We start from the raw sequence: 23,575 nt of genomic DNA on the forward strand, positions 1-23,575 counted from the left end.
GTGTTGGGATGGGCGCCATCATAATCAATTCATCTGATATGAAAATCGCAAAAAACCCAACATAACAATCGATAAAATAGATTTGTCAGCGACTGACCACACGCTCCAGTGACGGGCGTTCGCGATTGAACGCCAGAAAATATTTGTTGACGCTGTTGACGAAATTGACTGGCCCCATGCCGACCTGCTCCATGGCGATGCGCTCGGTCTGGAAGAACCACTGATTGCCGTTGAGGCCGCGCTTGCGGGCCTCGGCGCGCATGGCCTGGACCCGCTCCGGGCCAAGGTTGTAGGCCGCCAGAACAAACGCCATGCGCTCACGCTCGTTGATCTGCGGGCTGGCGAAGAACTTGCGGCGGATCAGCGCCAGGTAGCGCGCACTGGCCTGGACATTGCCATCGACCGAGCCGGTGTCGCTGACCCCCACCCGTTGCGCTGCCGATGGGGTGATCTGCATCAGGCCATGTGCCCCGCCGCTGCCGCGTGCCGCAGGGTTCAGGGTGGATTCCTTGAAGGCCAGGGCCGCCAGGTTCAACCAGTCGATCTGCTGCGCGTCACCATGCTTCTGCAACACCGGGCGCAGCGCGTTCAGGCGCTGGCGGTCCTTGCGCGCCAAGGGGTTGTGCACACGGTACTGGCGCCGGTAGATGCGCTCGAAGGCCGCATCCTGGTTTTCCGGTGCGCGATAACCCTGCAGAAAGCGGTCAACCGTGGCCAGCAGCATGGTCGCATCACGCCGCACATACCAACGCATGGCTTGCGCCTGCCCCAGCTGCACCCGGGTGTCCAGGCGCAGGTTAGGCATGACCCTGGCCCAGCGCTGGGCGATCGGGCGCTCCACCATGGTCAATGGATAGATACCGGCCTGGACCATCTCCAGCACATCTTCCACCGCCAGGGTCGAATCGACCCATTCGATCTTGATCGGCGCTCGCTTACGCAGCGCCAGCTGCTGGTTGAGCTGCTGAATCACCGCCCCTGCGGCGCTGGCGCTGGTCAATGCAACCGTACGCCCGGACAGTTGCTCGGCACGGGTGTAGCTGCGCTCTCCCTTGCGCCCGACCAGCAGCAACGGCACCTGGTCCAGCACCGGCGCACTGCTGTTGACCCCACCTGTCACGGCCGGGTCAAGCAGTTCGCCCGGTGCGGCCAGGTCACCCTCGCCGCGCTGCAAGGCACCCAGCAGTTGCTCCTTGGCCCGTGGAATGATCTTCAGGCGGATCTGCTGGCCATCGCCGGCCCTGGCATTGAGGTAATGCTCAAGCCCACGCAGGCGGTAATACTCGATACCCACCGGCTCGCCCTTGATCTCACCGGAGCTGTTACGGCTCTGGTTGACCAGCACGCGCAGCACCTTGGTACTGCGGATCTGCTGCAGGTCACGGACCGTGTTCACCGGCACGTTCTGCTGTGGCCCCGGCAGCCGTGCATAGGCCGGACCGACCGTGGTCAGCCCAAGCATCAGCAACAGGGTTAGCAGGTATCGCAGCATGCGAATTCGTGTCCGTGGTCGGTGGGAGGCACCCATGGTGGTAGGCGTGGTCGTGAGAAATGACGGTAAAAGACCATGGCAAACGCCTGAAGTTCTTGGTTTTTTCCGAATATCACGCTTTTTGCTATGCTGGCCGCCCCGCGGCACGAGGTAGCACCATGCAACTGATCGATATCGGCGTCAACCTGACCAACAGCAGTTTCCACGACCAGCAGGCCGCCATCGTCGAGCGCGCCATCGAAGCCGGTGTAGCCCAGATGGTCCTGACCGGCACCAGCCTGGAGGTCAGCGAACAGGCGCTGGAGCTGTGCCAGCAGCTCGATGGCGACGGCCAGCACCTGTTCGCCACAGCGGGCGTGCACCCACACGATGCCAAGTCCTGGGATGGCAACAGCGAGCGGCAACTGCGCCAACTCCTCGCTGAAGCACGGGTGCGTGCCGTGGGTGAATGCGGGCTGGATTTCAACCGTGATTTCTCCCCTCGCCCATTGCAGGAGAAAGCCCTGGAAGCCCAGTTGGCAATGGCCGCCGAACTGCGCCTGCCGGTATTCCTGCACGAACGCGACGCCAGCGAGCGGCTGCTGGCCATCCTCAAGGACTACCGCGACCACCTGCCAGCCGCCGTGGTGCATTGCTTTACCGGTGAGCGCGAAGCCTTGTTCGCCTATCTGGACATGGACCTGCATATCGGCATCACCGGCTGGATCTGTGACGAGCGTCGCGGCACCCACCTGCATCCGCTGGTGGGCAATATTCCCGAAGGCCGGCTGATGCTGGAGAGCGACGCGCCCTACCTGCTGCCACGCAGCCTGCGGCCGAAGCCGAAAAACGGCCGCAACGAGCCGGCATTCCTGACCGAGGTGCTGCGCGAAGTGGCGCTGCATCGCAACGAGAGCATCGAACACTGCGCCCAGCACACCAGTGCCACGGCCAAGGCCTTCTTCCAACTTCCTTGACCCATGTCATAAGCGTTTCTCGAGTGAGCGGGCACAATGATGGCACCTTGCCAATAATGTTTCCGCTCAACTCAGAGAAGACCTACACATGGGTGCCTGGCTTAGCAATATTTCCCTGAAGTACAAATTCTGGGCCGTCAACGCGGTGGCCTTCGTCACGACCTTGCTGCTGGTGCTGTATGCAGTGCACCTGGAGCAGCGCGCCCGCGCCGATGCCGCCCAGGCCCAGGCGCAAGCCCAGGCCGAACTGCTGGCCGCCTGGCCCACCGGGCAGGCCCTGCCCCGCCAGGCCAACCTGATCACCTGGCAACCCGGCCAGACCCCGACTTACGCGGGTGAAGATCTCGAAGCCCTGGCCAATGCACAAGGCTGGGTAGCCCTGTCGGCTGCCTGGATCCTCGGCGACAACCCGTTGCGCGGCGCCCAGGTGCTGCGCCATGGAGACCAGCAACTGGCCGTGCTGGCAGCCGCGCCAAGCCTGCGCCAGGTGTTCTTCGAACGTTTCAGCAACTACGCCTTCTGCGTGCTGATCCTGATGCTGGCGATGCTCGGTGCCTCTCAGCTGCTGATCCGCTTCCTGCTCAGCCAGCTCAATACCCTCAAGGACGTGATGCTGCACGTGGAGAAGACTGGCGACCTGTCGGCCCGCGTGCCCCTGGCCTGCGGCGATGAAGTCGGCCAGATGGCCGGCGCCTTCAACGCCATGCAGGCCACTTACCACCGCGTGGTCAGCACCGTCGCCCACACCGCCGCGCAGCTGGACTCCGGGGCCGCGCAGCTGGCCGCGAGCATGAGTGAAGTGCGCCACGGCATGCTCGGCCAACAGAGCGAGACCGACCAGGCGGCCACGGCGATCAATGAAATGTCGGCCACCGTGCACCACATTGCCCAACATGCTGGCGCTACTCGGGACTTGTCGCAGACCGCCGACACCCTTGCCGGCAGCGGCAAGGCAGTGGTCAGCCGGGTGCAGGATTCGATCGCCGGGCTTTCCAGCGGCGTTCAGCAAACCGCCGAAATGATTCGTCAGCTCGCCGACGACAGCCAGAAGATCAACAGCGTGGTCGGGGTCATTCACAGCATTGCCGAGCAGACCAACCTGCTGGCACTCAACGCCGCCATCGAAGCCGCCCGCGCTGGCGACCTGGGCCGTGGTTTTGCCGTGGTTGCCGATGAAGTACGCAACCTGGCCAAGCGCGTGCAGACCTCCACCGACGAAATCACCCGAATGGTTGCCGACCTGCAAGCCGGCACCCGCGACGCCGTGGAGTTCATGCAGGAAAGTTCGTACAAGGCTGACGACTGCGTTCGCCAGGCCCAGGAGGCCGGCGCGGCATTGGCCGAGATTACCGGCGCGGTCGCCCAGATGCGTGAGAGCAACACGCAGATTGCCGTCGCCGCCGAGCAGCAAAGCCAGGTGGCCGAAGAAATGAACCGCGCGGTGGTAAGCATCCGCGATGTCACCGAAGAGACCGTGCAGCAGACCGTCGGCTCGGCTAACACCAGCAACCAGCTGGCGACCCTGGCCGGCGAGCTGAGCAGGGCCATTGGCCAGCTCAAGCTATAGTCGCCATAGCCAGCCTCGATTGGCCCCGTAACCGGGGCCGCACTAAGCTTTGGGCATGCCTGTAACGTACAGCGCGACGAACATCGCGAGGATCTGCCCATGAGCAAACGACTGCCCAACCTGCACGCCTGGCAATGGCGTGGCTACCACCACAATCACCGGCACCCGACCAACCTGGTGTTGCACCTGATTGCCGTACCGCTGTTCATCCTCGGTGCCCTGCTGGTGCTGTCAGGCCTGTTCGCCCTGGACCTGGGCCAGATTGCCGTCGGCGTCATTGCCCTGATCGCCGGCCTGGGCCTGCAACGCCACGGCCATTGCCTGGAAGCCGAACAGCCGGAACCGTTCGCCAACCGCAAGGACGCCGTGCAAAGGCTGCTCACCGAGCAGTTCATCACGTTCCCACGCTTCGTCTTCAGCGGTGCCTGGTGGAAGGCGTGGCGCGAACGGCACAAGCATCGGCGCTGATGATCAGGCGAACACCGTGACCGTTTGCCGGCTCAAGGCCAGCAGCTCTCCTTCTGCACTCCACAATGCCGCCGCCGCATGGCCGTAGCCGTCACGCGCATGCTCGGTCTCGACACGATAACGGCACCAGTCCAGCGTGGACAGTTTCGCCATCGGCTGGATGAATTCGATGGTCCAGGTCAGCGTACTGCCCGCTGCTGGCTGCTTGAGGAACGGCAACAGGCTCGGTGGCCAGGCATCCACCAACGCCAGCAGGTGCGCCTCGTTGACCTGCTCCTCGGCAACATCGCGCAAGCGCACCCAGCCGCCCATGTGACGCGACGAGTTGCCGCTGAACGGCAGGCCGCCCACCGCCCAGCGCAAGGCGACATGACGCATGAACTCCGGGGTGACGCCCTTGATGTAAGGCAACTCCGGGGCCGCTTGTTCAAGCGGTTTCATCTCCACGGCGGGTGCAGCCGCAACATCGACCATCGATGGCCGGCCCGCACCGAAGTTACCCTGGACCAGCGTTACCACCTGACCATTCTGAATGGCACGACCTAGCAGCGTGCTGACCGCCTTGCCCTCCCGCAGCACCTCGACCTCGAATCGAATGGGCATATCCGCTGCCGCCGGGCTGACGAAGCTGATGGCCAGCGAGCGCACTGGGCGATCATCTGCGAGCTTCAGACGCATGCGCTCATGAACCAGGGCCGCCATCAGGCCGCCGAATACGGCGCGCCCCTGGGCCCAGCTTGGCGGAATGCTGACCGCGTCAGGGTTTTCCCGAACGGCTTCGAGCAGTTGGTTGAAATTCATCGGCCGGCTCCTCGCTCTTACCTGTACCAAAAGATCCGCCAATACTAGCCAGCAAACCCCGGCCGATCAGCCCGCATATCGGTCATTTGCCGGGCTGACGCCGCTTTAGCGCGACCTGCAGCGCATCAAGGGTTACATCGGAGGTGCGCTCGGCCTCGTGCAGTTCCTGCTCCCAGTCGACCGTGCAAGGCGCCAGGTCGGGGTGGTCCTTGGCCTGCAGCAACCACTGCAGGCGGTCATGCCAATCACCCAGATCGCCTTGGGCCTTCTTCAACAGGCGCTGCAGTTTCTTGCCGGCATGATCGAGCTGCGGATAGGCCTCATCGCCATAGCGCACACGCTTGATCAGCAGGCGCAAGCGATGGCGATCATGGGCCAGGTCCTGCAGGGCCTCGCGCAGCTTGTGCCACTGTTTGACCAGGCGCTTGTCGATTCGCTTGTCCAGCGACTTGGCCAGCCCCTCTCGTTCCGCTGCCCGCATGAACAGCGGAAACGCATCGACGATCGCCAGCACCCGGGTCAGCTGCGGGCTGGCGGCAACGCTGGCGAAGGTCCGGTCGCGCCCTGCCAGGCGCCGCTGCCCGGCTTCGGCATGGCCGCGACCGATCAGCTCGGCGGCCAGCACCTCACGATCACGCAGGGGCGTGGTCAACGTACCCAATGACTTGGCCGCCTCCTCCAGTTGCTCCACCCCCGGCAACCCCTGCAGCGGCCGCAGCAGGCTGCGCAGGCGCCGCAGAGTGGTCCGCAGGTCGTGCAGGGCCTCGCTGTCGGTATTGGCGGCCAAGCGCTCGCGACAGGCGAGCAGACGCACCTGCAAGGCCAGCAATTGGGCAACGACATGATCGAGCATGGCGGACATGTGACGCTCCTCGGTCAGCGCCCGGCGCGCGACTCACGAATGTAGAACCGGGCCTTTTCGGCTTTGTTGGTGCAGCTCTCGTACCCCTCGAACTGCTGCTGAGTCTTGGCGCCGGTCAACAGCGACAGCGCCTTGGAGTAGCTTACGGCGCCGGCAAAGCCTTCGGCCTTGGCCAGGTCAAGTTCCTTCCAGGCGGCATCGAGCTGAGTCGCGCAGCTTTCACGATAAGCCGTCTTACCCGCGCAACCGGCCAGCGCCAGGGCAATTAGTGGAAGGCAGATCCAGGCTTTCATCGGTGGTACCTCAACGGTTGAAATAGAGTGGCTGTTCGACGCCCGGCCGGATGAAAAGTGCCGCGCCTGACATGCTTTGCCTAGAGTGTTTATTGAAGCACAGGCAACGCTCGGTGCATTGTAGGACCATGGTTGCACAAGCCGGGGAAAGTTCATGAGCAAACGCGTGGCATTGGTGTTGGGATCGGGAGGCGCTCGTGGGTATGCCCATATCGGCGTGATCGAGGAAATAGAACGGCGCGGCTACGACATCGCCTGTGTCGCTGGCTGCTCGATGGGCGCGGTGATTGGCGGCATCTACGCGGCAGGCAAACTCGAGCAATACCGCAACTGGATCGAAAGCCTGGACTACCTGGACGTGCTGCGTCTGGTGGACGTCAGCTTCCGCCTGGGCGCCATCCGCGGCGACAAGGTGTTCGGCCAGATTCGCAAGATCGTCGGCGACATGAACATCGAGCAGCTGCGAATCCCCTACACGGCGGTAGCAACCGACCTTACCAACCAGCAGGAAATCTGGTTCCAGGAGGGCTGCCTGCATCAGGCCATGCGTGCTTCGGCGGCGATTCCGAGCCTGTTCACGCCGGTGATGCAGGGCAACCGCATGCTGGTCGACGGCGGCATTCTCAACCCCCTGCCAATCGTCCCGGTGGTGTCCAGCCACTGTGACCTGATCATCGCGGTCAACCTCAACGCCACCAACCAGAAGCATTACCAGCTGCCGGTGATCGAGCGGCCCGCAGCCTTCAAGATGCGCTTTGACGCCCTGCTCAGCTCACTCGGGTCGCGCCTGCCGTTTCGACGCAAGCCTGCCGAAGAGCTGATTCGTATCGAGCAGGAGATCGTCGCCGAAGGGCTGGCGCCGCCCAACCCGTGGCTGGCCGACACGGCCGACCCTGAGTCCCAGCAACCTGCCGCAGCGCCTGAGCGTGAAGGCGCGCCGAAGTCGGCGACCGGCTCGTTCATCATCGACAACGTCGGGCCGGCCTCGCTGCTCGACCTGATCAACCAGAGCTTCGAAGTGATGCAGACGTCACTGGCGCAGTACAAGATTGCCGGGTATCCGCCGGATGTGCTGATCAACGTGCCCAAGCGGGTATGCCGGTTCTTCGAGTTCTACAAGGCGCCTGAACTGATTGCGTTGGGGCGTGAGATTGCGCGCGATACGCTGGATAACTATGAAGGTGTAAAACGCTAGGCCAGTACAGGCAATAGAAATGAAACAGGCCGCATAAAGCGGCCTGTTTCATGATGCATCCACCACTCAGTAACGGGTGATGTCGGCAGTGCCTTCCAACTGCTTGCGGTAGGCCGCAAAGTCCTGCTGACCAGCACGCGATGCGAGGTAGCGGCGAATTTGCTGCTTCTCGTCGTCACTGGCGGCGGCACCTTCGTTGACGCCCTTGAGTTGCAGCACGACCAGGCTGCCGTCGGCCAGCACCACACTACCGTACACCGGCTTGTCCTTGGCTTGCGGCTTGGCAAGGCGGAACAGCGCCTGCAGCTCGGCCGGGTCGATACCGTCCTGGCCACGGGTCACGGCTTCGTGAGCCGTCCATTGCTGACCGTCGTGAGCGCCAGCGGCAGCGATGGAACCGTCACGCAGGCCGGCAATCAGCTTGTCCGCCTTGGTCTTGAGTTCGGCGGTCGCCTTCTCCTTGGCCAGGTGTTCGCTGATGTTCTTGGCCACGGCTTCCAGCGGCAGTTGCTCCGGTTTGCGGTGTTCCTTGACGCGCAGCACCACAGTGGTTTCCGGGTCCAGCTCAATGGCGGTGCTGTTGGCACCTTCATCCATCACTTCTTCGGAGAACGCAGCCTGAATCACCCCACGGTTGGCGGTGATGCCCTCGCCGCCTTCGCGGCCGAACGCAGCGGAAGTCTGCACCTTGAGGTTCAGGTCCTGGGCCGGCTGGGCCAGGTCGGAAGCCTCGTAGGCAGCATCCTGCAGCTGCTTGCTGGCGTCGACGTAACGCTGCTCGACCAGCGGGGTCTTCAGGTCGCGGATCAGCTTGTCCTTCAGGCTGGCGAAGCTCGGGACTTCCGGCGCCTGCTTGCCCAGCAGCTTGATCAGGTGGTAACCGAACTCGGTACGCACCGGGGCCGATACCTGGCCATCGTTGAGCTTGTACAGGCTGTCTTCAAAGGCCGGGTCATACACGCCTGGGCCCGCAAAGCCGAGGTCACCGCCATTGCTGGCAGAACCTGGGTCCTGGGAGAACTCCTTGGCCAGCTTGGCGAAGTCTTCACCCTTGGCCAGGCGCTGCTCGATCTCTTCGGCCTTGGCCTTGGCCTGGGCGTCGGAGACCTTGTCGTTGACCTCGATAAGGATATGCGCGGCATGGCGCTGCTCGGCGAGGTTGGCGATTTCCTTCTCGTACTGGGCCTTGAGCTCTTCGTCGGTGACCTTGACCTGGTCGAAGAACGCCGACTTTTTCAGCTCGATGTAGTCGATGACCACCTGGTCCGGGGTCATGAACTCCTTGGCGTGCTGGTCATAGTGCGCCTTGACCTCGTCATCGCTGACCTTGACCGCTGCCGGGTTTGCCTTGAAGGTCAGAGATGCGAAGTCGCGGGTCTGGTTTTCCAGGCGGGCAAAGGCGTCGACCTGCTGGTCGGTGACGAAGCTGCTGCCGGCGATACCGGTGCGCAGCTGGCCGATCAGCATCTCTTCCGCGAGCATGTCGCGGAATTGCATGCGGCCATAGCCCATCTGGCGGATGACCTGGTCGAAACGTTCGGCGCTGAACTTGCCATCGACCTGGAATTCCGGCGTCTGCAGGATCACTTGATCCAGCGCGGCTTCGGAGAAGGCGAACTTGGCGTCTTCGGCACCCTGCAGCAGCAGTTTGCGATCGATCAGGCCTTTAAGCGCAGACTCGCGCAGCAATTTGTCATCCAGCAGCGCTGGGTCAAAATCCTTGCCCAGCTGTTGCATCAGCTGGCGGCGCTGCATGTCGGCGGCCTGGCTCAGCTCGTTCTGGCTGATGGTGTGGCCGTTCACCTTGGCCGCGTCCTGGCTGTGGGTAGCGGCCTTGAAAATGGCTTCAAAGCCGGTCAACGCCATCAACACGACGATGAGGCCAATGATGGTCTTGGCAATCCAACCTTGTGAATTGTCCCTGATATTTTGCAGCATGCGTCCCCCAGAAACGGCTGTACCACTGCGTCGACAACCGCGGAGCGTGGGTAGAATCCTGATAAAAGAAAGGCGCATCCGAGGATGCGCCTTTTCTTAGCAAACGTGTCAGGCGGGAACGTTTGCGGCCCGCCATCAGCGTGCTCGGACCTGGCCAGGCCTGGTCCGGCTGAAAGAGACGACTTAGTTGACGGCGTCTTTCAGGCCTTTGCCTGCCTTGAAACCTGGAACCTTGGCAGCAGCGATCTTGATCGCTTTGCCGGTTTGTGGGTTACGGCCGGTGCGCTCGGCGCGCTCTTTGACCGAGAAGGTACCGAAGCCAACCAGAACGACGTCGTCGCCTTGTTTCAGGGCGCCAGTCACGGAGTCGATCACAGCGTCCAGAGCTTTGCCGGCGGCAGCCTTGGAAATGTCAGCCGATGCAGCGATAGCGTCAATCAGTTCCGACTTGTTCACTCTAAGTCCCCTTATTTCTCTATTGAGTTTGTTTCTAAGTATGTAAAGAAAAGCTTATGAAACGTGTGCCGGGTGGCAGCTTGACAATAGCGTGCCGCTTTATAGCAAGGCCCAGAAAAAACTGTCAAGGAAAGCCCCCCAGCCAAAAACTACTAATGCGTGCTGATTCTTTCCTTAGCATCGCCGTCGCGTTTGTCATCTTTAGCGACAATCTCCGGAGCCACATCTGGCAAGGGCTCCGGGGCGTATTGCAGCGCAATTTGCAGGACTTCGTCAATCCATTTGACCGGTTTGATCTGCAGATCCTGTTTGATATTTTCCGGAATTTCCTTCAGATCGCGAACATTCTCCTCGGGAATGATCACTGTCTTGATCCCGCCACGATGTGCGGCCAGCAGTTTTTCCTTCAACCCGCCGATGGCCAGCACCTGGCCGCGCAGGGTGATTTCACCGGTCATGGCCACATCGGCGCGTACCGGAATCTGCGTCAGCGCGGACACCAGCGCGGTGCACATGCCGATACCGGCGCTCGGGCCATCCTTCGGCGTGGCGCCTTCGGGCATGTGGATATGCACGTCGTGCTTCTCGTGGAAGTCGGCGGCAATCCCCAGGCTGCGGGCGCGGCTGCGGACAACGGTCTGCGCGGCAGTGATCGACTCGACCATGACATCACCCAGCGAGCCGGTCTTGATCAGCTGGCCCTTGCCAGGGATGACCACCGACTCGATGGTCAGCAATTCGCCGCCCACCTGGGTCCAGGCAAGGCCGGTGACTTGGCCGATCTGGTCCTGCTGCTCGGCCAGGCCGTAGCGGAACTTGCGCACGCCGAGCAGATGCTCGAGCTGTTCGCTGGTGACCTTGACCTTGACCTGTTTCTGCCCGGTATGTTCCTTCACCACCTTGCGGCAGACCTTGGCGATCTGGCGCTCCAGGCCACGCACACCGGCTTCGCGGGTGTAATAACGGATGATGTCGCGAATCGCCGAGACGTCGATGTCCAGCTCTTCGGTCTTCAAACCGTTGGCCTTGACCTGCTTGGGCGTCAGGTACTTGACCGCGATGTTGATCTTCTCGTCCTCGGTGTAGCCCGGCAGGCGGATGACTTCCATGCGGTCGAGCAGCGCCGGTGGAATGTTCATCGAGTTCGAGGTGCACAGGAACATCACGTCCGAGAGGTCGTAGTCGACTTCCAGGTAGTGGTCATTGAAATTGTGGTTCTGCTCCGGGTCGAGCACTTCCAGCAGCGCCGAAGCCGGGTCGCCACGCATGTCGCTGCCCATCTTGTCGATCTCGTCGAGCAGGAACAGCGGGTTGCGCACACCCACCTTGGTCATCTTCTGGATCAGGCGGCCAGGCATCGAACCGATGTAGGTACGACGGTGACCGCGAATCTCGGCCTCGTCACGCACGCCGCCCAGGGCCATGCGCACGAACTTGCGATTGGTCGCGGCAGCGATCGACTCCGCCAGCGAGGTCTTGCCCACGCCAGGCGGACCAACCAGGCACAGTACCGGGCCGCGGATCTTCTTCACCCGCTTCTGCACGGCGAGGTACTCGAGGATCCGCTCCTTGACCTCTTCCAGGCCATAGTGGTCGGCATCGAGGATTTCCTCGGCCTTGGCCAGATCCAGACGGACCTTGCTCTGGGCCTTCCACGGCACCTGCACGAGCCAGTCGAGGTACGAGCGCACCACGGTGGCTTCGGCGGACATTGGCGACATCTGCTTGAGCTTGTTCAGCTCGGCCTGGGCCTTGGCCAGGGCATCTTTCGGCAGGCCGGCGGCTTCGATGCGTTTTTTCAGCTCTTCGACTTCGTTGTGGCCTTCGTCACCATCGCCGAGTTCCTTCTGAATGGCCTTCATCTGCTCATTCAGGTAGTACTCGCGCTGGCTGCGCTCCATCTGCTTCTTGACCCGGCCACGGATACGCTTCTCGACCTGCAGCAGGTCGATTTCGGCATCCAGCAATGCCAGCACGTGCTCGACACGGGTCGCCAGGTCGACGATCTCGAGGATTTCCTGCTTCTGCTCGATCTTCAGCGCCATGTGCGCGGCCATGGTATCGACCAGGCGACCAGGCTCTTCGATGCTGTTCAGCGACGACAGCACTTCGGCGGGGACTTTCTTGCCCAGCTGCACGTATTGCTCGAACTGCGACAGCAGCGTGCGCACGAAGACTTCCGACTCGCGCTCGGCAGCGTCGGTTTCGTCGATCAGGGAGACTTCGGCACGGATGTGCCCTTCTACTTCGGTGAAACGCTCGACCGCACCGCGCTGCTCGCCCTCGACCAGCACCTTGACAGTGCCATCGGGCAGCTTCAGCAGTTGCAATACGGTAGCGACGGTACCGACCCGATACAGGGCATCTTCGCCTGGATCGTCATCGGCCGGGTTCTTCTGGGCCAGCAGCAGGATCTGCTTCTCGCCCGTCATCGCAGCCTCGAGGGCTTCGATGGACTTCTCACGCCCCACGAACAGTGGGATGACCATGTGCGGATAGACGACGACATCGCGCAATGGCAAAAGAGGCAAGTCGAGGGTGGTCTTCATGATTTCGCCTCTACAGCGGCCTTATGGCCGGAAACCGGTGGAAATGATGCTTGGACCTAATGTGGGGGCACGCTTGGGAAATTACAAGCGCTTGCATAGGAAAAGCAGAAAGGGGCCCGTAGGCCCCTTTCTTGCTAGCTGCCATCACCCGGCATTTACCTGAAATCAGGCGTCGGGCGCGGCCTTGGCTTGCGGCTCGCTGTTCTCGTAGATCATCAGCGGCTGCGAAGTGCCTTCGATGACGCTCTCATCGATCACCACCTTGCTGACATCCTTCTGCGAAGGAATCTCGTACATGGTGTCGAGCAGCACGCCTTCGAGGATCGAACGCAGGCCACGGGCGCCAGTCTTGCGCTCCAGGGCCTTGCGCGCGACGGCCTTGAGGGCGTCGGTGCGGAACTCGAGGTCCACGCTTTCCATCTCGAACAGCTTGGCGTACTGCTTGGTCAGGGCATTCTTCGGCTCGGTGAGGATCTGCATCAGTGCAGCCTCGTCCAGCTCGTCGAGGGTCGCCAGAACCGGCAAGCGGCCGACGAACTCAGGGATCAGGCCAAACTTGACCAGATCGTCCGGCTCGACTTCGCGCAGCGATTCGCCAACCTTCTTGCCCTCTTCCTTGCTGCGTACTTCGGCGCCGAAACCGATGCCACCCTTGGTGGAGCGGTTCTGGATGACTTTTTCCAGGCCAGAGAAGGCGCCACCGCAGATGAACAGGATGTTGCGGGTGTCAACCTGCAGGAATTCCTGTTGCGGGTGCTTGCGGCCGCCCTGCGGCGGAACAGAAGCAACGGTGCCTTCAATCAGCTTCAGCAGCGCCTGCTGCACGCCCTCGCCCGAAACGTCACGGGTGATGGACGGGTTGTCCGACTTGCGCGAGATCTTGTCGATCTCGTCGATGTAGACAATGCCCATCTGGGCCTTTTCCACGTCGTAGTCGCACTTCTGCAGCAGTTTCTGAATGATGTTCTCGACGTCCTCACCCACATAACCGGCTTCGGTCAGGGTGGTGGCGTCTGCAATGGTGAACGGTACGTTCAACAGCCGTGCAAGGGTTTCGGCGAGCAGGGTCTTGCCCGAGCCGGTAGGCCCGATGAGCAGGATGTTGCTCTTCCCGAGTTCGACTTCGTCGCCCTTCTTGTCACGCTGGTTCAGGCGCTTGTAGTGGTTGTACACCGCCACCGACAGCACCTTTTTCGCGCGTTCCTGACCGATGACGTACTGGTCCAGGATGCCGCTGATTTCTTTCGGCGAAGGCAATTTGTGCGCGCTGCTCTCGGCCTGGGCTTCCTGCACCTCCTCACGGATGATGTCGTTGCACAGGTCGACGCACTCGTCGCAGATAAATACCGAGGGCCCGGCAATCAGTTTGCGCACTTCGTGCTGGCTTTTGCCGCAGAAGGAGCAATAAAGCAATTTGCCGCTGTCCTCGCCGTTACGGGTGTCAGTCATTCGATCGATCCAATCCGGTAGGCTTGCAACACAAGATGAAGGCAATTGCGGGCTTTTTCAAGTCCGCAGGTAGGCGCTTTCCGCACCTACCTGCTCTGGCACCTAGGTTCAGGATACCAGTTGCCGCTTGTCGTATACCGAGTCGATCAGGCCGTACTCGGCCGCGCGCGAGGCGCTCATGAAGTTGTCACGCTCGGTGTCACGCTTGATGGTCTCGAGATCCTGGCCGGTGTGATAGGCCAGCAGCTCGTTCAGGCGCGCCTTGATATTGAGGATTTCCTGGGCGTGGATCTCGATATCGGTGGCCTGGCCCTGGAAACCGCCCAGTGGCTGGTGGATCATCACGCGCGAGTTCGGCAGGCAGTGACGCTTGCCCTTGGCACCCGCGGCCAACAGGAACGCACCCATGCTGCAGGCCTGGCCGATGCAGATGGTCGAGACGTCCGGCTTGATGAACTGCATGGTGTCGTAGATCGACATGCCAGCAGTCACCGAGCCGCCCGGGGAGTTGATGTACAGATGGATATCCTTGTCCGGGTTTTCCGCTTCAAGGAACAGCAGCTGCGCCACTACCAGGTTGGCCATGTAATCCTCTACCGGGCCAACCAGGAAGATCACTCGCTCCTTCAACAGGCGCGAGTAGATGTCGTAGGCACGTTCGCCACGGGCGGACTGCTCGATAACCATCGGGACCAGGCCGCCTGCGGCCTGGATGTCAGAGCTCTGCTGAATATAAGAATTGCGGGACATGTCCTGCGCTCACTCCCAAATAGTCATGGCTTGAATACGCACAAGCCAGCTCGAAGGCTGGCTTGTGGGGGTTTCCTACGAGAGAAGCCTGTTACTCAGCGTGGGCAGGAGCCTGTGCTGGCTTAACGGCATCTTCGTACGAGACCGACTTGTCGGTCACAGTCGCTTTCTGCAGAACAGTATCTACAACTTGCTCTTCCAGCACAACCGAACGCACTTCGTTCAGTTGCTGGTCGTTCTTGTAGTACCAGGAGATGACCTGCTCAGGCTCTTGGTAAGCCGAAGCCATTTCTTCGATCATTTCACGAACCTTGCCTTCGTCCGGCTTCAGCTCGAACTGCTTGACCACTTCGGCGACGATCAGGCCCAGCACCACACGGCGCTTGGCTTGCTCTTCGAACAGCTCGGCCGGCAGTTGCTCAGGCTTGATGTTGCCACCGAACTGCTGAACAGCCTGCACGCGCAGACGGTTGACTTCGTTTTCCAGCAGGGCCTTTGGCACTTCGATCGGGTTGGCGGCCAGCAGACCGTCCATGACCTGATTCTTGACCTTGGTCTTGATCGCCTGACGCAGCTCACGCTCCATGTTCTTGCGAACTTCGGTGCGGAAGCCTTCCAGGGTCGATTCCTTGATGCCGAACTGGGCGAAGAATTCTTCGTTCAGCTCTGGCAGCGCAGGGGCCGATACGCTGTTGACGGTGATGGTGAACTCGGCGGCTTTGCCAGCCAGGTCCAGGTTCTGATAGTCCTCTGGGAAGGTCACGTTGACAACGCGTTCTTCGCCAGCCTTGGCGCCAACCAGGCCGTCTTCGAAGCCAGGAATCATGCGGCCGGAACCCAGTACCAGCTGAGTGCCCTTGGCGGAGCCACCGGCGAACACTTCACCGTCGACCTTGCCGACGAAATCGATATTGACCTGGTCGTCGTTCTGCGCAGCGCGCTCGACGGCCTCGAAGCGGGTGTTCTGCTTGCGCAGGACTTCCAGCATGTTGTCCAGATCGGCGTCAGCCACTTCGGCGCTCAGGCGCTCGACGTTGATCGACTCGAAGCCGGCAACGGTGAACTCTGGGAACACTTCGAAGATAGCAACGAATTCCAGGTCCTTGCCCTTCTCGAAGGACTTCGGCTCGACGGCCGGAGCGCCAGCCGGGTTCAGCTTCTGCTCGACTATGGCTTCGTAGAAGGAAGCCTGGACCAGGTCACCGAACGCCTCTTGACGGGCATCGGCTTCGAAACGCTGACGGATCACGCTCATCGGCACCTTGCCTGGGCGGAAGCCCGCGACCTTGGCGCGCTTGGCAGTCTGTTGCAGACGCTTGTTGACTTCGTTCTCGACGCGCTCGGCCGGAACGGCGATGGTCATGCGGCGCTCGAGAGCGGAAGTGTTTTCAACAGAAACTTGCATGGATATTCCTCGTTGCACAGACGTTAGCCGGCGATAGCCCGACTCCAGAATCAAGGGCAAACATTCTAGTGAGTCACGCACCAGAAGTCACCCCACCCGGGACGACGGGAAACCTCGCCGGTCGATTAACTTGCATGGCCCGCACGGTAAAGTGCCGAGCCTCTATATATAGAGGGCCGCATACCTCCCAATGGGTGGCATACAACCGAAATACCTTGTCAAACAACCGCCAGCTTGAAAGCGACCCGCTTATTCAGGATCGATCTCGTTGAACTGGCAGTACTCTTCCCATTCCATACCCAGAGCTTCAGCCACTTCGCGATGGGTCTCCAGGCGCATGGCCTGCAGTTGCTCGGGGCTTTCGGCGATCAACTGCAGCGCCAGCTCCCAAGGCTGAATCCCCTGCTCATCGGCGGCATCCTCGAATGCCCACTCGATCTGCTGGGCCTGCTCACGCGCATCCAGCTCACGGATTTCCTCGAGCAGTTGCGGATTGGCTTCGGCAAAGCGCTGCAACGCCAGGGCCTGGCGGGCTTCTTTTGCAATCATCAGGGTGTTCCTCTGCCGGCCAAATGGGCCGGTGTTTCAACCGGCTGAAATCTAACAGCTTTTATTGGGGTGTCACCAGAGGATTACAAGGGGCGAGATGGAGTTATGGCTGCGAAGATTTCAGCTTGAGCCTCTCAGCGCCCGGGAGAACGAGCGCCGCGCGGGCGGCGCTCGATCTCGCAGGCACTGCAAGGCTCAAGCGAAACACCCCAGAAACGACAAAGGCGCCCGATCTCACGATCAAGGCGCCTTCGAAAAATATGGGGTGGACGATGGGAATCGAACCCACGACAACTGGAATCACAATCCAGCGCTCTACCAACTGAGCTACGCCCACCATATTGCGGTTTTGCAGTGTTGCGATACAGCCTTACAGAAGCATGGTGCGGACGAAGAGACTCGAACTCTTACAGCTTGCGCCGCTGGAACCTAAATCCAGTGTGTCTACCAATTTCACCACGTCCGCGAAACGCTTAAAACAAAGGCGCCAGATCATCAATCAAAGGCGCCTTCGTGGAATATGGGGTGGACGATGGGAATCGAACCCACGACAACTGGAATCACAATCCAGCGCTCTACCAACTGAGCTACGCCCACCATATTGCATTACAGCCTTACTTGCTTGCCCAAGCTGCCTAAATGGCGCACCCGGCAGGACTCGAACCTGCGACCATCCGCTTAGAAGGCGGATGCTCTATCCAGCTGAGCTACGGGCGCTTAAGCTTGAAGCCTAACCGAACAAGCCGTTAACAGGTAACTGCTAAACCACTCATTCTGCCCGACCTCGCCAACCAGTGCTAGGCTGTGCCCGACAAGTGCGGCGAATCTTATAGGCGAGCCCCCAGGTCGTCAACACCTTTCTCCAAAAAATTTAAATTATTTAAGGGGTTAGGGGATTTGCCCGACCACCCGCCTTTGCCCTTGGGCGATGTCGTGCGAGAATGCGCCCTCTTTATTGTTCCTTTCTCGATGGTTAATCACGCGTCTATGACTGCACACCTAATCGATGGCAAGGCGATCGCCGCCAACCTGCGCAAGCAGATCGCTCAACGTGTAGAGGAGCGTCGCCAGCAAGGCCTGCGCACGCCGGGCCTGGCGGTGATCCTGGTCGGCACCGACCCCGCCTCCCAAGTCTATGTCTCGCACAAGCGCAAGGACTGCGAAGAGGTCGGCTTCATTTCCCAGGCCTTCGACCTGCCCAGCGAGACCACGCAGCAAGCGCTGACCGAGCTGATCGATCGCCTCAACGACGATCCGGCCGTCGATGGCATCCTGCTGCAACTGCCGCTGCCGGCGCACCTGGATGCATCCTTGCTGCTCGAGCGCATCCGCCCCGACAAAGACGTCGACGGTTTCCACCCGTACAATATCGGCCGCTTGGCCCAGCGCATCCCGCTGCTGCGCCCGTGCACGCCCAAAGGCATCATGACCCTGCTGGAAAGCACCGGTCAGGACCTGTATGGCATGAACGCAGTGATCGTCGGCGCATCCAACATCGTTGGCCGCCCGATGGCGATGGAACTGCTGCTGGGCGGTTGCACCGTGACCGTATGCCACCGCTTCACCAAGGACCTGGCCGGCCACGTCGGGCGCGCCGACCTGGTGGTCGTGGCTGCCGGCAAGCCTGGCCTGGTCAAGGGTGAGTGGATCAAGGAAGGCGCCATCGTCATCGACGTTGGCATCAACCGCCAGGAAGACGGCAAGCTGGTCGGCGACGTGGTCTACGAGACCGCCCTGCCGCGTGCTGGCTGGATCACGCCGGTTCCGGGCGGGGTCGGGCCGATGACCCGCGCCTGCCTGCTGGAGAACACGCTTTATGCAGCCGAAGAGCTGCATAAGTGAGTAAAAACGGCACCTCTCGAGGTGCCGTTTTCATTTGCGCGGTCAGTTGATCAGTAGGACGCGGCCTCCCACGATCGAGCGCCCCCGATCAGGGCGGCCACAGCCGATTCTGCTGCCAGCTGGCAAAAATCAGCCGCCCCGGCTGTCCCTGGCCCCTGCTTCAGCCAGCATCGCAACGCTGCGCGTCTGACAATACCTCCACAGCCCTTACTGGAGCGTCGCCGCAAGGAGACCCGTCATGACCCGCTATATCGATGTGCAAGACCTCGCCCGCCTGGTCAACCGCAAAAGCCTGCCCATCTGCCTGGTGGAGATGACCGAATACATCCGCCAGGACTATCTGCGCTGGCCGGCCTTCGAGAAGTGTGCACGGGTGGCCAACCACTCGCCCGATGGGGTCATCGAACTGATGCCAGTGTCCGATGCCGGTCTGTACGCCTTCAAGTACGTCAACGGCCATCCGAAGAACACCCGCCATGGCCTGCCCACGGTGATGGCCTTCGGTACCCTGGCCGATGTCGACACCGGCACCCCGCTGCTGCTCAGCGAGATGACCCTGACCACCGCAATCCGTACGGCCGCCACCTCGGCCCTGGCGGCACGCTACCTGGCGCGTGAAGACAGCCGCAGCATGGCGTTGATCGGCAATGGCTCGCAGAGCGAATTCCAGGCCATCGCCTTCAATACCCTGGTGGGCATCGACGAGATCCGCCTGTACGACATCGACCCGACGGCCACTGCCAAGCTGGTGGCCAACCTCGCCGGCCGCCCCGGCCTGAAGCTGAGCGTCGCCAGTTCGGTTGCCGAAGCCGTGCGCGGTGCCGACATCGTCACCACGGTCACCGCCGACAAGACCTATGCGACCATCCTCACGCCGAACATGATCGAGCCGGGCATGCACCTGAACGCCGTGGGCGGCGACTGCCCGGGCAAGACCGAGCTGCACCGAGACATCGTCGAGCAGGCGCGGGTGATTGTCGAGTACGAGCCGCAAAGCCGTGTCGAGGGTGAGATCCAGCACATGCCTGGCGACTCGCCGGTGGTCGAGTTCTGGCAAGTGATCGCGGGGCTTGTGCAAGGCCGCGAGCATGCCGAACAAGTGACATTGTTCGACTCGGTCGGGTTTGCCCTGGAAGACTACTCGGCGCTGCGCTACGTGCTGGATAGCGCGCGCATGCTGGGGATCGGCCAGGACATAGCGCTGGTACCAACGCTTGAGAACCCGAAGGACCTGTATTCGCTGCTGCAACCACGGGTGGTGGGCGTGCGGTCGATGCACAAGGCAGATACCGCCTGCGCCTGATGCCCCCTGGGGCCGGGCAACGGCCCCGGATTGCGCCTACCCTGTCCATGCCCACTTTCGAAAGAAGCCCCGCGCATGGACACCAAGGACGCCAATGCCCCGCCACTCGACCGTATCGACGAAGCCATCCTCGACGTACTGCGCCACGACGGGCGCATCACCTTCGAAAAACTCTCGACCCTGGTCCACCTCACCCCACGCCCCTGTCTGGAGCGCGTGCGCAAGCTCGAACGCCGCGGCGTGATCCGCGGCTACGGCGCCATCATCGACCTGCAGAAACTTGCGCCAGGCCTGTCGCTGCTGGTGTTGGTAGCCCTGTCCAACCAGAGCGGGCGCACCGCGCAGAAAGCCTTCGAGGCCACCATGCTGAAGTGCCCGGAAGTTTACGAATGCCAACTGATCAGTGGCCACTTCGATTACAGCCTGCGCCTGCGCTGCCGTGACATGGAACACTATCGGGTGCTCAGCGAAAGCTGGATGAACGACGACTCGCTGCATATCGACAAACTGGTGGCGCACCCGGAACTCGCTACGGTCAAGTGCATGACCCCATCGACCGCACTTTAACTGCCCTCTGCACCTGGCAAGCTGATTGCAAAGTTGCCTTTCGCGCTGGCCAATCCTCTGATTCTTCCTCCGCGAAGGGTCCACTACCCCCCCTATGCACCGAACTAGAGCTTGGCCGATGCAAATGCACCACAACTGGTCAGACCGGTAAGGCCAAAATCCCTTGCAATGTCGGATTTTTCGCGGTTTTATGATCCGGCGCTGAACAAACCGGTAAGACCACAACAATAATGAAGTCCTGCGCTCTTTCGCCCCGTGCGGCACCGAAGCAAGGACACCGATCAGAGATCACTCCCATGCTCAAATGGTGCTCGCGTTCGATCTTCCTGCAAGTCGTGCTCGGCCTTGCCCTCGGCATCGCCTGCGGCCTCAGCTTCCCCGAAGTCTCCCTGCAACTCAAACCCCTCGGCGATGGTTTCATCAAGCTGATCAAGATGCTGATCGGCCTGATCGTCTTCTGCGTGGTGGTCAGCGGCATCTCCGGTGCCGGCGACCTGAAGAAGGTCGGGCGCATCGGCCTGAAATCGGTGATCTACTTCGAAGTGCTGACCACAATCGCCCTGGTCATCGGCCTGGTGTTTGCCTTCAGCAGCGGCATCGGCAGTGGCGCCAATATCCACCTCGACCAGCTGTCCAGCGCCGACGCCAGCAGCCTGGCGGAACGTGGCCAGCACATCCATGGTGCCACGGCGTTCTTCATGGACCTGATCCCGACCTCGGTGGTCGGTGCCTTCGCCGACAACAACATCCTCCAGGTGCTGCTGTTCTCGGTGCTGTTCGGCAGCGCCCTGAACCTGGTGGGTGAATCGGCCGCCGGCATCTCGCGGCTGATCAACGAGCTGAGCCACGTGATCTTCCGCATCATGGGCATGATCGTGCGCCTGGCGCCGATCGGTGTGTTCGGCGCCATCGCCTTCACCACCAGCAAGTACGGCCTGGAGTCGCTGCAGCACCTGGGTGGACTGGTGGCGCTGTTCTACCTGACCTGCGCCGGCTTCGTGCTGATAGTCCTGGGTACCGTGATGCGCGTGTCGGGCCTGAAACTGCTGCCGTTCATCAAGTACCTGCGTGAGGAGCTGACCATCGTCCTCGGCACCGCGTCGTCCGACGCCGTGCTGCCGCAGATCATGCGCAAGCTGGAACACCTGGGCATCGGCAGTTCCACCGTCGGCCTGGTGATCCCCACCGGCTACTCGTTCAACCTCGACGGCTTCTCCATCTACCTGACCCTGGCCATCGTGTTCATTGCCAACGCCACCGGCACACCCCTGGCAATGACCGACCTGCTGACCATCCTGCTGGTGTCGCTGGTGACTTCCAAGGGCGCTCACGGCATCCCAGGCTCGGCGCTGGTGATCCTCGCCGCGACCTTGACCGCCGTGCCGGCGATCCCGGTGGTGGGCCTGGTACTGGTACTGGCGGTGGACTGGTTCATGGGCATTGGCCGGGCACTGACCAACCTGATCGGCAACTGCGTGGCCACCGTCGCCATCGCCCGCTGGGAGAAGGACATCGACCTTGAGCGCGCGCACAACGTGCTCGCTGGCAAACCCGGCTTCGCCCATGCGCCGCGCAAGCAACCCAACGCCCATCAGCAGGAATTCTGAGCCCGCGTGGCCGGCGCTTTCGCCGGCCTTTTCAGGAGCAAACCGTGATCAGCTCATCGACCGTCGTCACCTCCGTGGTGGAAAAACTGCGCCAGGCCCTGGCTCGCGGCCAATGGCGCTCCGGCGACATGTTGCCCGGCCAGCGCGAGCTGGCAGAACAGCTCGGCATCAGTCGCCCCAGCCTGCGTGAAGCGGTGACCGTGCTGGAAACCCTCGGCCTGGTGCGCTCGCTGCCGGGCAAGGGCGTGCTGGTGCTGGATGCCGAGGCCGCAGCCCAGGACCCGGCCAGCGAAAGCGCCGCAGCGGCCAGCCTGGCCGACGTGCTGGAGCTGCGCTACACCCTCGAACCGTTCATCGTCGGCCTGGTCGCGCAATCGGCCAACAACCAGGACATCGGCCAATTGCGCCTGACCCTGATGGACATGCGCGAAGCCTTGGAAGCCGATGACAGCGAAGCCGGGGTCAAGGCCTACATCGCCTTTCACGAGGCGCTGTTCGCACTGACCACCAACCCTATCTTCCAGAGCGTGGTGCAGCAGACCGGCTACGCCCTCAAGCAGAGCGCCAGCATGCTGCGCAATTCACCCGAGCACCTGGCCGCTCGGCTCAAGGAAAACGAAGCCGTGGTACGCGCCATACGCGAACGCAACAGCGCCCAAGCCAGCGCCCAGATGCGCCAGCACATCCTTGCCGAAGGCCAGCGCATGGGCATTCAACTCAACATCCCGGACGACCAGCCCGGCCAATGACCCCAGGAGAGCGACCATGACCGCCTGCGCCCAAGCCGCCCCCCGCCTGCCTGCGCTGCTCGCCGCCGGCGAAACCCGCCTGTCGGCCGAGCAGATCTACCCGCGCCTGTTCGACGCGATCCTCGAGCAGCGCCTGCCGCCTGGCAGCCTGTTGCCCGAACAGGCCCTGGGCAATGCCTTCGGGGTCAGCCGCACGGTGATCCGCCGGGTGCTCGGGCGCCTGTCGGATCAGCAAGTGGTGGTGCAGCGCCCCAGCCACACCGCGCACCTGGCCGTCCCCGACCCCGAGCAGGCGCGCCAGGTGCTCAGCGCCCGGCGCCTGGCCGAAACCACCCTGATCAGCCTGGCCGCCCAGCGCGCCCGGCCAGCGCAGGTTCGCCAACTGCGCCAACTGGTAGAGCGCGAACGCCAGCACCATGAGCGCGGCGAGCGCTGCGCCGCCATCCGCCTGGGTGGCGAGTTTCACCTCAAGCTCGCCCAGGTCGCGGCAAATGAGCCGCTGGCGCGGTTTCTCAACGGCCTGGTACCGATGACCTCGCTGATCATCGCCCGTTATGAGTCGCCTTGCTGCGACCACTGCGCCTGGGAGGAACATGCCGCGATCATCGATGCCGTGGAAGCCGGTGATGCGGGGGCGGCGCTGGCGTTGATGCATGATCATCTCGACCGCCTCGAAGACAAGCTCGACCTCGACTAAGCCGGGGCCGCTGTGCGGCCCATCGCCGGCAAGCGCGGCTCCCACGCCGACCGCGCAGATCTCAAGGCTTGCACCGTACC

Annotated in this window: 21 protein-coding genes and 4 tRNA genes; 10 read left to right on the forward strand and 15 right to left on the reverse strand. The window is 62.0% G+C overall.

The features are described from left to right. Positions 1-85 precede the first annotated feature (85 nt). Positions 86-1,492, reverse strand: coding sequence for a transglycosylase SLT domain-containing protein (locus tag ACLEJU_RS05605; protein ID WP_435422502.1), 1,407 nt, complete (start codon positions 1,490-1,492; stop codon positions 86-88). Positions 1,493-1,650: 158 nt separating this feature from the next. Here ACLEJU_RS05605 and ACLEJU_RS05610 point away from each other — a divergent pair, with 158 nt between their 5' ends. The 3 genes from ACLEJU_RS05610 (at position 1,651) to ACLEJU_RS05620 (ending at position 4,483) form a co-directional block, all read left to right on the forward strand. Then, positions 1,651-2,448 carry a TatD family hydrolase gene (locus ACLEJU_RS05610; protein WP_435422501.1) on the forward strand — a complete coding sequence of 266 codons (798 nt, stop codon included), beginning with the start codon at positions 1,651-1,653 and terminating at the stop codon, positions 2,446-2,448. A gap of 88 nt (positions 2,449-2,536) precedes the next feature. Next, positions 2,537-4,015 carry a methyl-accepting chemotaxis protein gene (locus ACLEJU_RS05615; protein ID WP_435422500.1) on the forward strand — a complete coding sequence of 493 codons (1,479 nt, stop codon included), beginning with the start codon at positions 2,537-2,539 and terminating at the stop codon, positions 4,013-4,015. Between the two features lie 99 nt (positions 4,016-4,114). After that, complete coding sequence (locus tag ACLEJU_RS05620) at positions 4,115-4,483, forward strand: Mpo1-like protein (RefSeq protein WP_435422499.1); 369 nt, start codon at positions 4,115-4,117, stop codon at positions 4,481-4,483. A gap of 3 nt (positions 4,484-4,486) precedes the next feature. Here the strand turns inward: ACLEJU_RS05620 and ACLEJU_RS05625 are convergent, their stop codons facing one another. The 3 genes from ACLEJU_RS05625 to ACLEJU_RS05635 all read right to left on the reverse strand — a co-directional run bounded on the left by ACLEJU_RS05625 (position 4,487) and on the right by ACLEJU_RS05635 (position 6,439). Continuing rightward, positions 4,487-5,284 (reverse strand): acyl-CoA thioesterase, encoded by a 798-nt coding sequence (locus ACLEJU_RS05625; RefSeq protein WP_435422498.1) that lies wholly within the window; start codon positions 5,282-5,284, stop codon positions 4,487-4,489. An 82-nt stretch (positions 5,285-5,366) separates the two neighbouring features. Next, positions 5,367-6,146: a CHAD domain-containing protein gene (locus ACLEJU_RS05630; RefSeq protein ID WP_435422497.1), complete on the reverse strand. Its 780-nt coding sequence runs from the start codon at positions 6,144-6,146 to the stop codon at positions 5,367-5,369. 14 nt (positions 6,147-6,160) lie between these two features. Beyond that, the gene (locus ACLEJU_RS05635; protein WP_056800193.1) at positions 6,161-6,439 is read right to left on the reverse strand and encodes a hypothetical protein; all 279 of its coding nucleotides are present in this window, start codon (positions 6,437-6,439) and stop codon (positions 6,161-6,163) included. Positions 6,440-6,593: 154 nt separating this feature from the next. Here ACLEJU_RS05635 and ACLEJU_RS05640 point away from each other — a divergent pair, with 154 nt between their 5' ends. After that, entirely contained in the window at positions 6,594-7,634 is a 1,041-nt protein-coding gene (locus ACLEJU_RS05640) for a patatin-like phospholipase family protein (protein ID WP_435422496.1), read from the forward strand. A 66-nt stretch (positions 7,635-7,700) separates the two neighbouring features. On the opposite strand, the gene ACLEJU_RS05645 is transcribed toward ACLEJU_RS05640, so the two are convergent. The 11 genes from ACLEJU_RS05645 to ACLEJU_RS05695 all read right to left on the reverse strand — a co-directional run bounded on the left by ACLEJU_RS05645 (position 7,701) and on the right by ACLEJU_RS05695 (position 17,447). After that, positions 7,701-9,572 (reverse strand): SurA N-terminal domain-containing protein, encoded by a 1,872-nt coding sequence (locus ACLEJU_RS05645; RefSeq protein WP_435422495.1) that lies wholly within the window; start codon positions 9,570-9,572, stop codon positions 7,701-7,703. 183 nt (positions 9,573-9,755) lie between these two features. Continuing rightward, positions 9,756-10,028: a nucleoid-associated protein HU-beta gene (gene hupB, locus ACLEJU_RS05650; protein WP_159409582.1), complete on the reverse strand. Its 273-nt coding sequence runs from the start codon at positions 10,026-10,028 to the stop codon at positions 9,756-9,758. Positions 10,029-10,180: 152 nt separating this feature from the next. Then, positions 10,181-12,577, reverse strand: a complete 2,397-nt coding sequence (gene lon / locus ACLEJU_RS05655) for an endopeptidase La (protein WP_435422494.1) — start codon at positions 12,575-12,577, stop codon at positions 10,181-10,183. A gap of 165 nt (positions 12,578-12,742) precedes the next feature. Continuing rightward, positions 12,743-14,026, reverse strand: coding sequence for an ATP-dependent Clp protease ATP-binding subunit ClpX (gene clpX, locus ACLEJU_RS05660; protein ID WP_054883550.1), 1,284 nt, complete (start codon positions 14,024-14,026; stop codon positions 12,743-12,745). A gap of 108 nt (positions 14,027-14,134) precedes the next feature. Continuing rightward, the gene (gene clpP, locus ACLEJU_RS05665) at positions 14,135-14,776 is read right to left on the reverse strand and encodes an ATP-dependent Clp endopeptidase proteolytic subunit ClpP (RefSeq protein WP_060507986.1); all 642 of its coding nucleotides are present in this window, start codon (positions 14,774-14,776) and stop codon (positions 14,135-14,137) included. Between the two features lie 91 nt (positions 14,777-14,867). Beyond that, positions 14,868-16,181 (reverse strand): trigger factor, encoded by a 1,314-nt coding sequence (gene tig, locus ACLEJU_RS05670; RefSeq protein ID WP_435422493.1) that lies wholly within the window; start codon positions 16,179-16,181, stop codon positions 14,868-14,870. Between the two features lie 249 nt (positions 16,182-16,430). Beyond that, positions 16,431-16,730 carry a DUF6388 family protein gene (locus tag ACLEJU_RS05675; protein ID WP_079227205.1) on the reverse strand — a complete coding sequence of 100 codons (300 nt, stop codon included), beginning with the start codon at positions 16,728-16,730 and terminating at the stop codon, positions 16,431-16,433. Between the two features lie 261 nt (positions 16,731-16,991). Continuing rightward, positions 16,992-17,067, reverse strand: a tRNA-His gene (locus tag ACLEJU_RS05680). 44 nt (positions 17,068-17,111) lie between these two features. Continuing rightward, positions 17,112-17,196, reverse strand: a tRNA-Leu gene (locus ACLEJU_RS05685). Between the two features lie 55 nt (positions 17,197-17,251). Continuing rightward, a tRNA-His gene (locus ACLEJU_RS05690) sits at positions 17,252-17,327 on the reverse strand. 43 nt (positions 17,328-17,370) lie between these two features. Continuing rightward, positions 17,371-17,447 (reverse strand) — tRNA-Arg (locus ACLEJU_RS05695). Between the two features lie 270 nt (positions 17,448-17,717). Here ACLEJU_RS05695 and folD point away from each other — a divergent pair. From folD to ACLEJU_RS05725, 6 genes are all read left to right on the forward strand, one after another. Beyond that, entirely contained in the window at positions 17,718-18,572 is an 855-nt protein-coding gene (folD, locus tag ACLEJU_RS05700; protein ID WP_054883547.1) for a bifunctional methylenetetrahydrofolate dehydrogenase/methenyltetrahydrofolate cyclohydrolase FolD, read from the forward strand. 238 nt (positions 18,573-18,810) lie between these two features. Beyond that, entirely contained in the window at positions 18,811-19,875 is a 1,065-nt protein-coding gene (locus ACLEJU_RS05705; RefSeq protein WP_435425631.1) for an ornithine cyclodeaminase, read from the forward strand. A gap of 75 nt (positions 19,876-19,950) precedes the next feature. Beyond that, positions 19,951-20,442, forward strand: a complete 492-nt coding sequence (locus ACLEJU_RS05710; RefSeq protein ID WP_435425630.1) for an Lrp/AsnC family transcriptional regulator — start codon at positions 19,951-19,953, stop codon at positions 20,440-20,442. A 296-nt stretch (positions 20,443-20,738) separates the two neighbouring features. Further along, entirely contained in the window at positions 20,739-22,049 is a 1,311-nt protein-coding gene (locus ACLEJU_RS05715) for a C4-dicarboxylate transporter DctA (RefSeq protein ID WP_435425629.1), read from the forward strand. A 44-nt stretch (positions 22,050-22,093) separates the two neighbouring features. Further along, a complete protein-coding gene (locus tag ACLEJU_RS05720) occupies positions 22,094-22,798 on the forward strand; it encodes a FadR/GntR family transcriptional regulator (RefSeq protein ID WP_435425628.1) in 705 nt (234 codons plus the stop codon). Positions 22,799-22,814: 16 nt separating this feature from the next. Beyond that, positions 22,815-23,495 carry a GntR family transcriptional regulator gene (locus tag ACLEJU_RS05725; RefSeq protein ID WP_435425627.1) on the forward strand — a complete coding sequence of 227 codons (681 nt, stop codon included), beginning with the start codon at positions 22,815-22,817 and terminating at the stop codon, positions 23,493-23,495. Positions 23,496-23,575 lie beyond the last annotated feature (80 nt).

Origin of the sequence: Pseudomonas sp. SMN11 (assembly GCF_052041945.1) — a bacterium.
Classification (GTDB): Bacteria; Pseudomonadota; Gammaproteobacteria; order Pseudomonadales; family Pseudomonadaceae; genus Aquipseudomonas.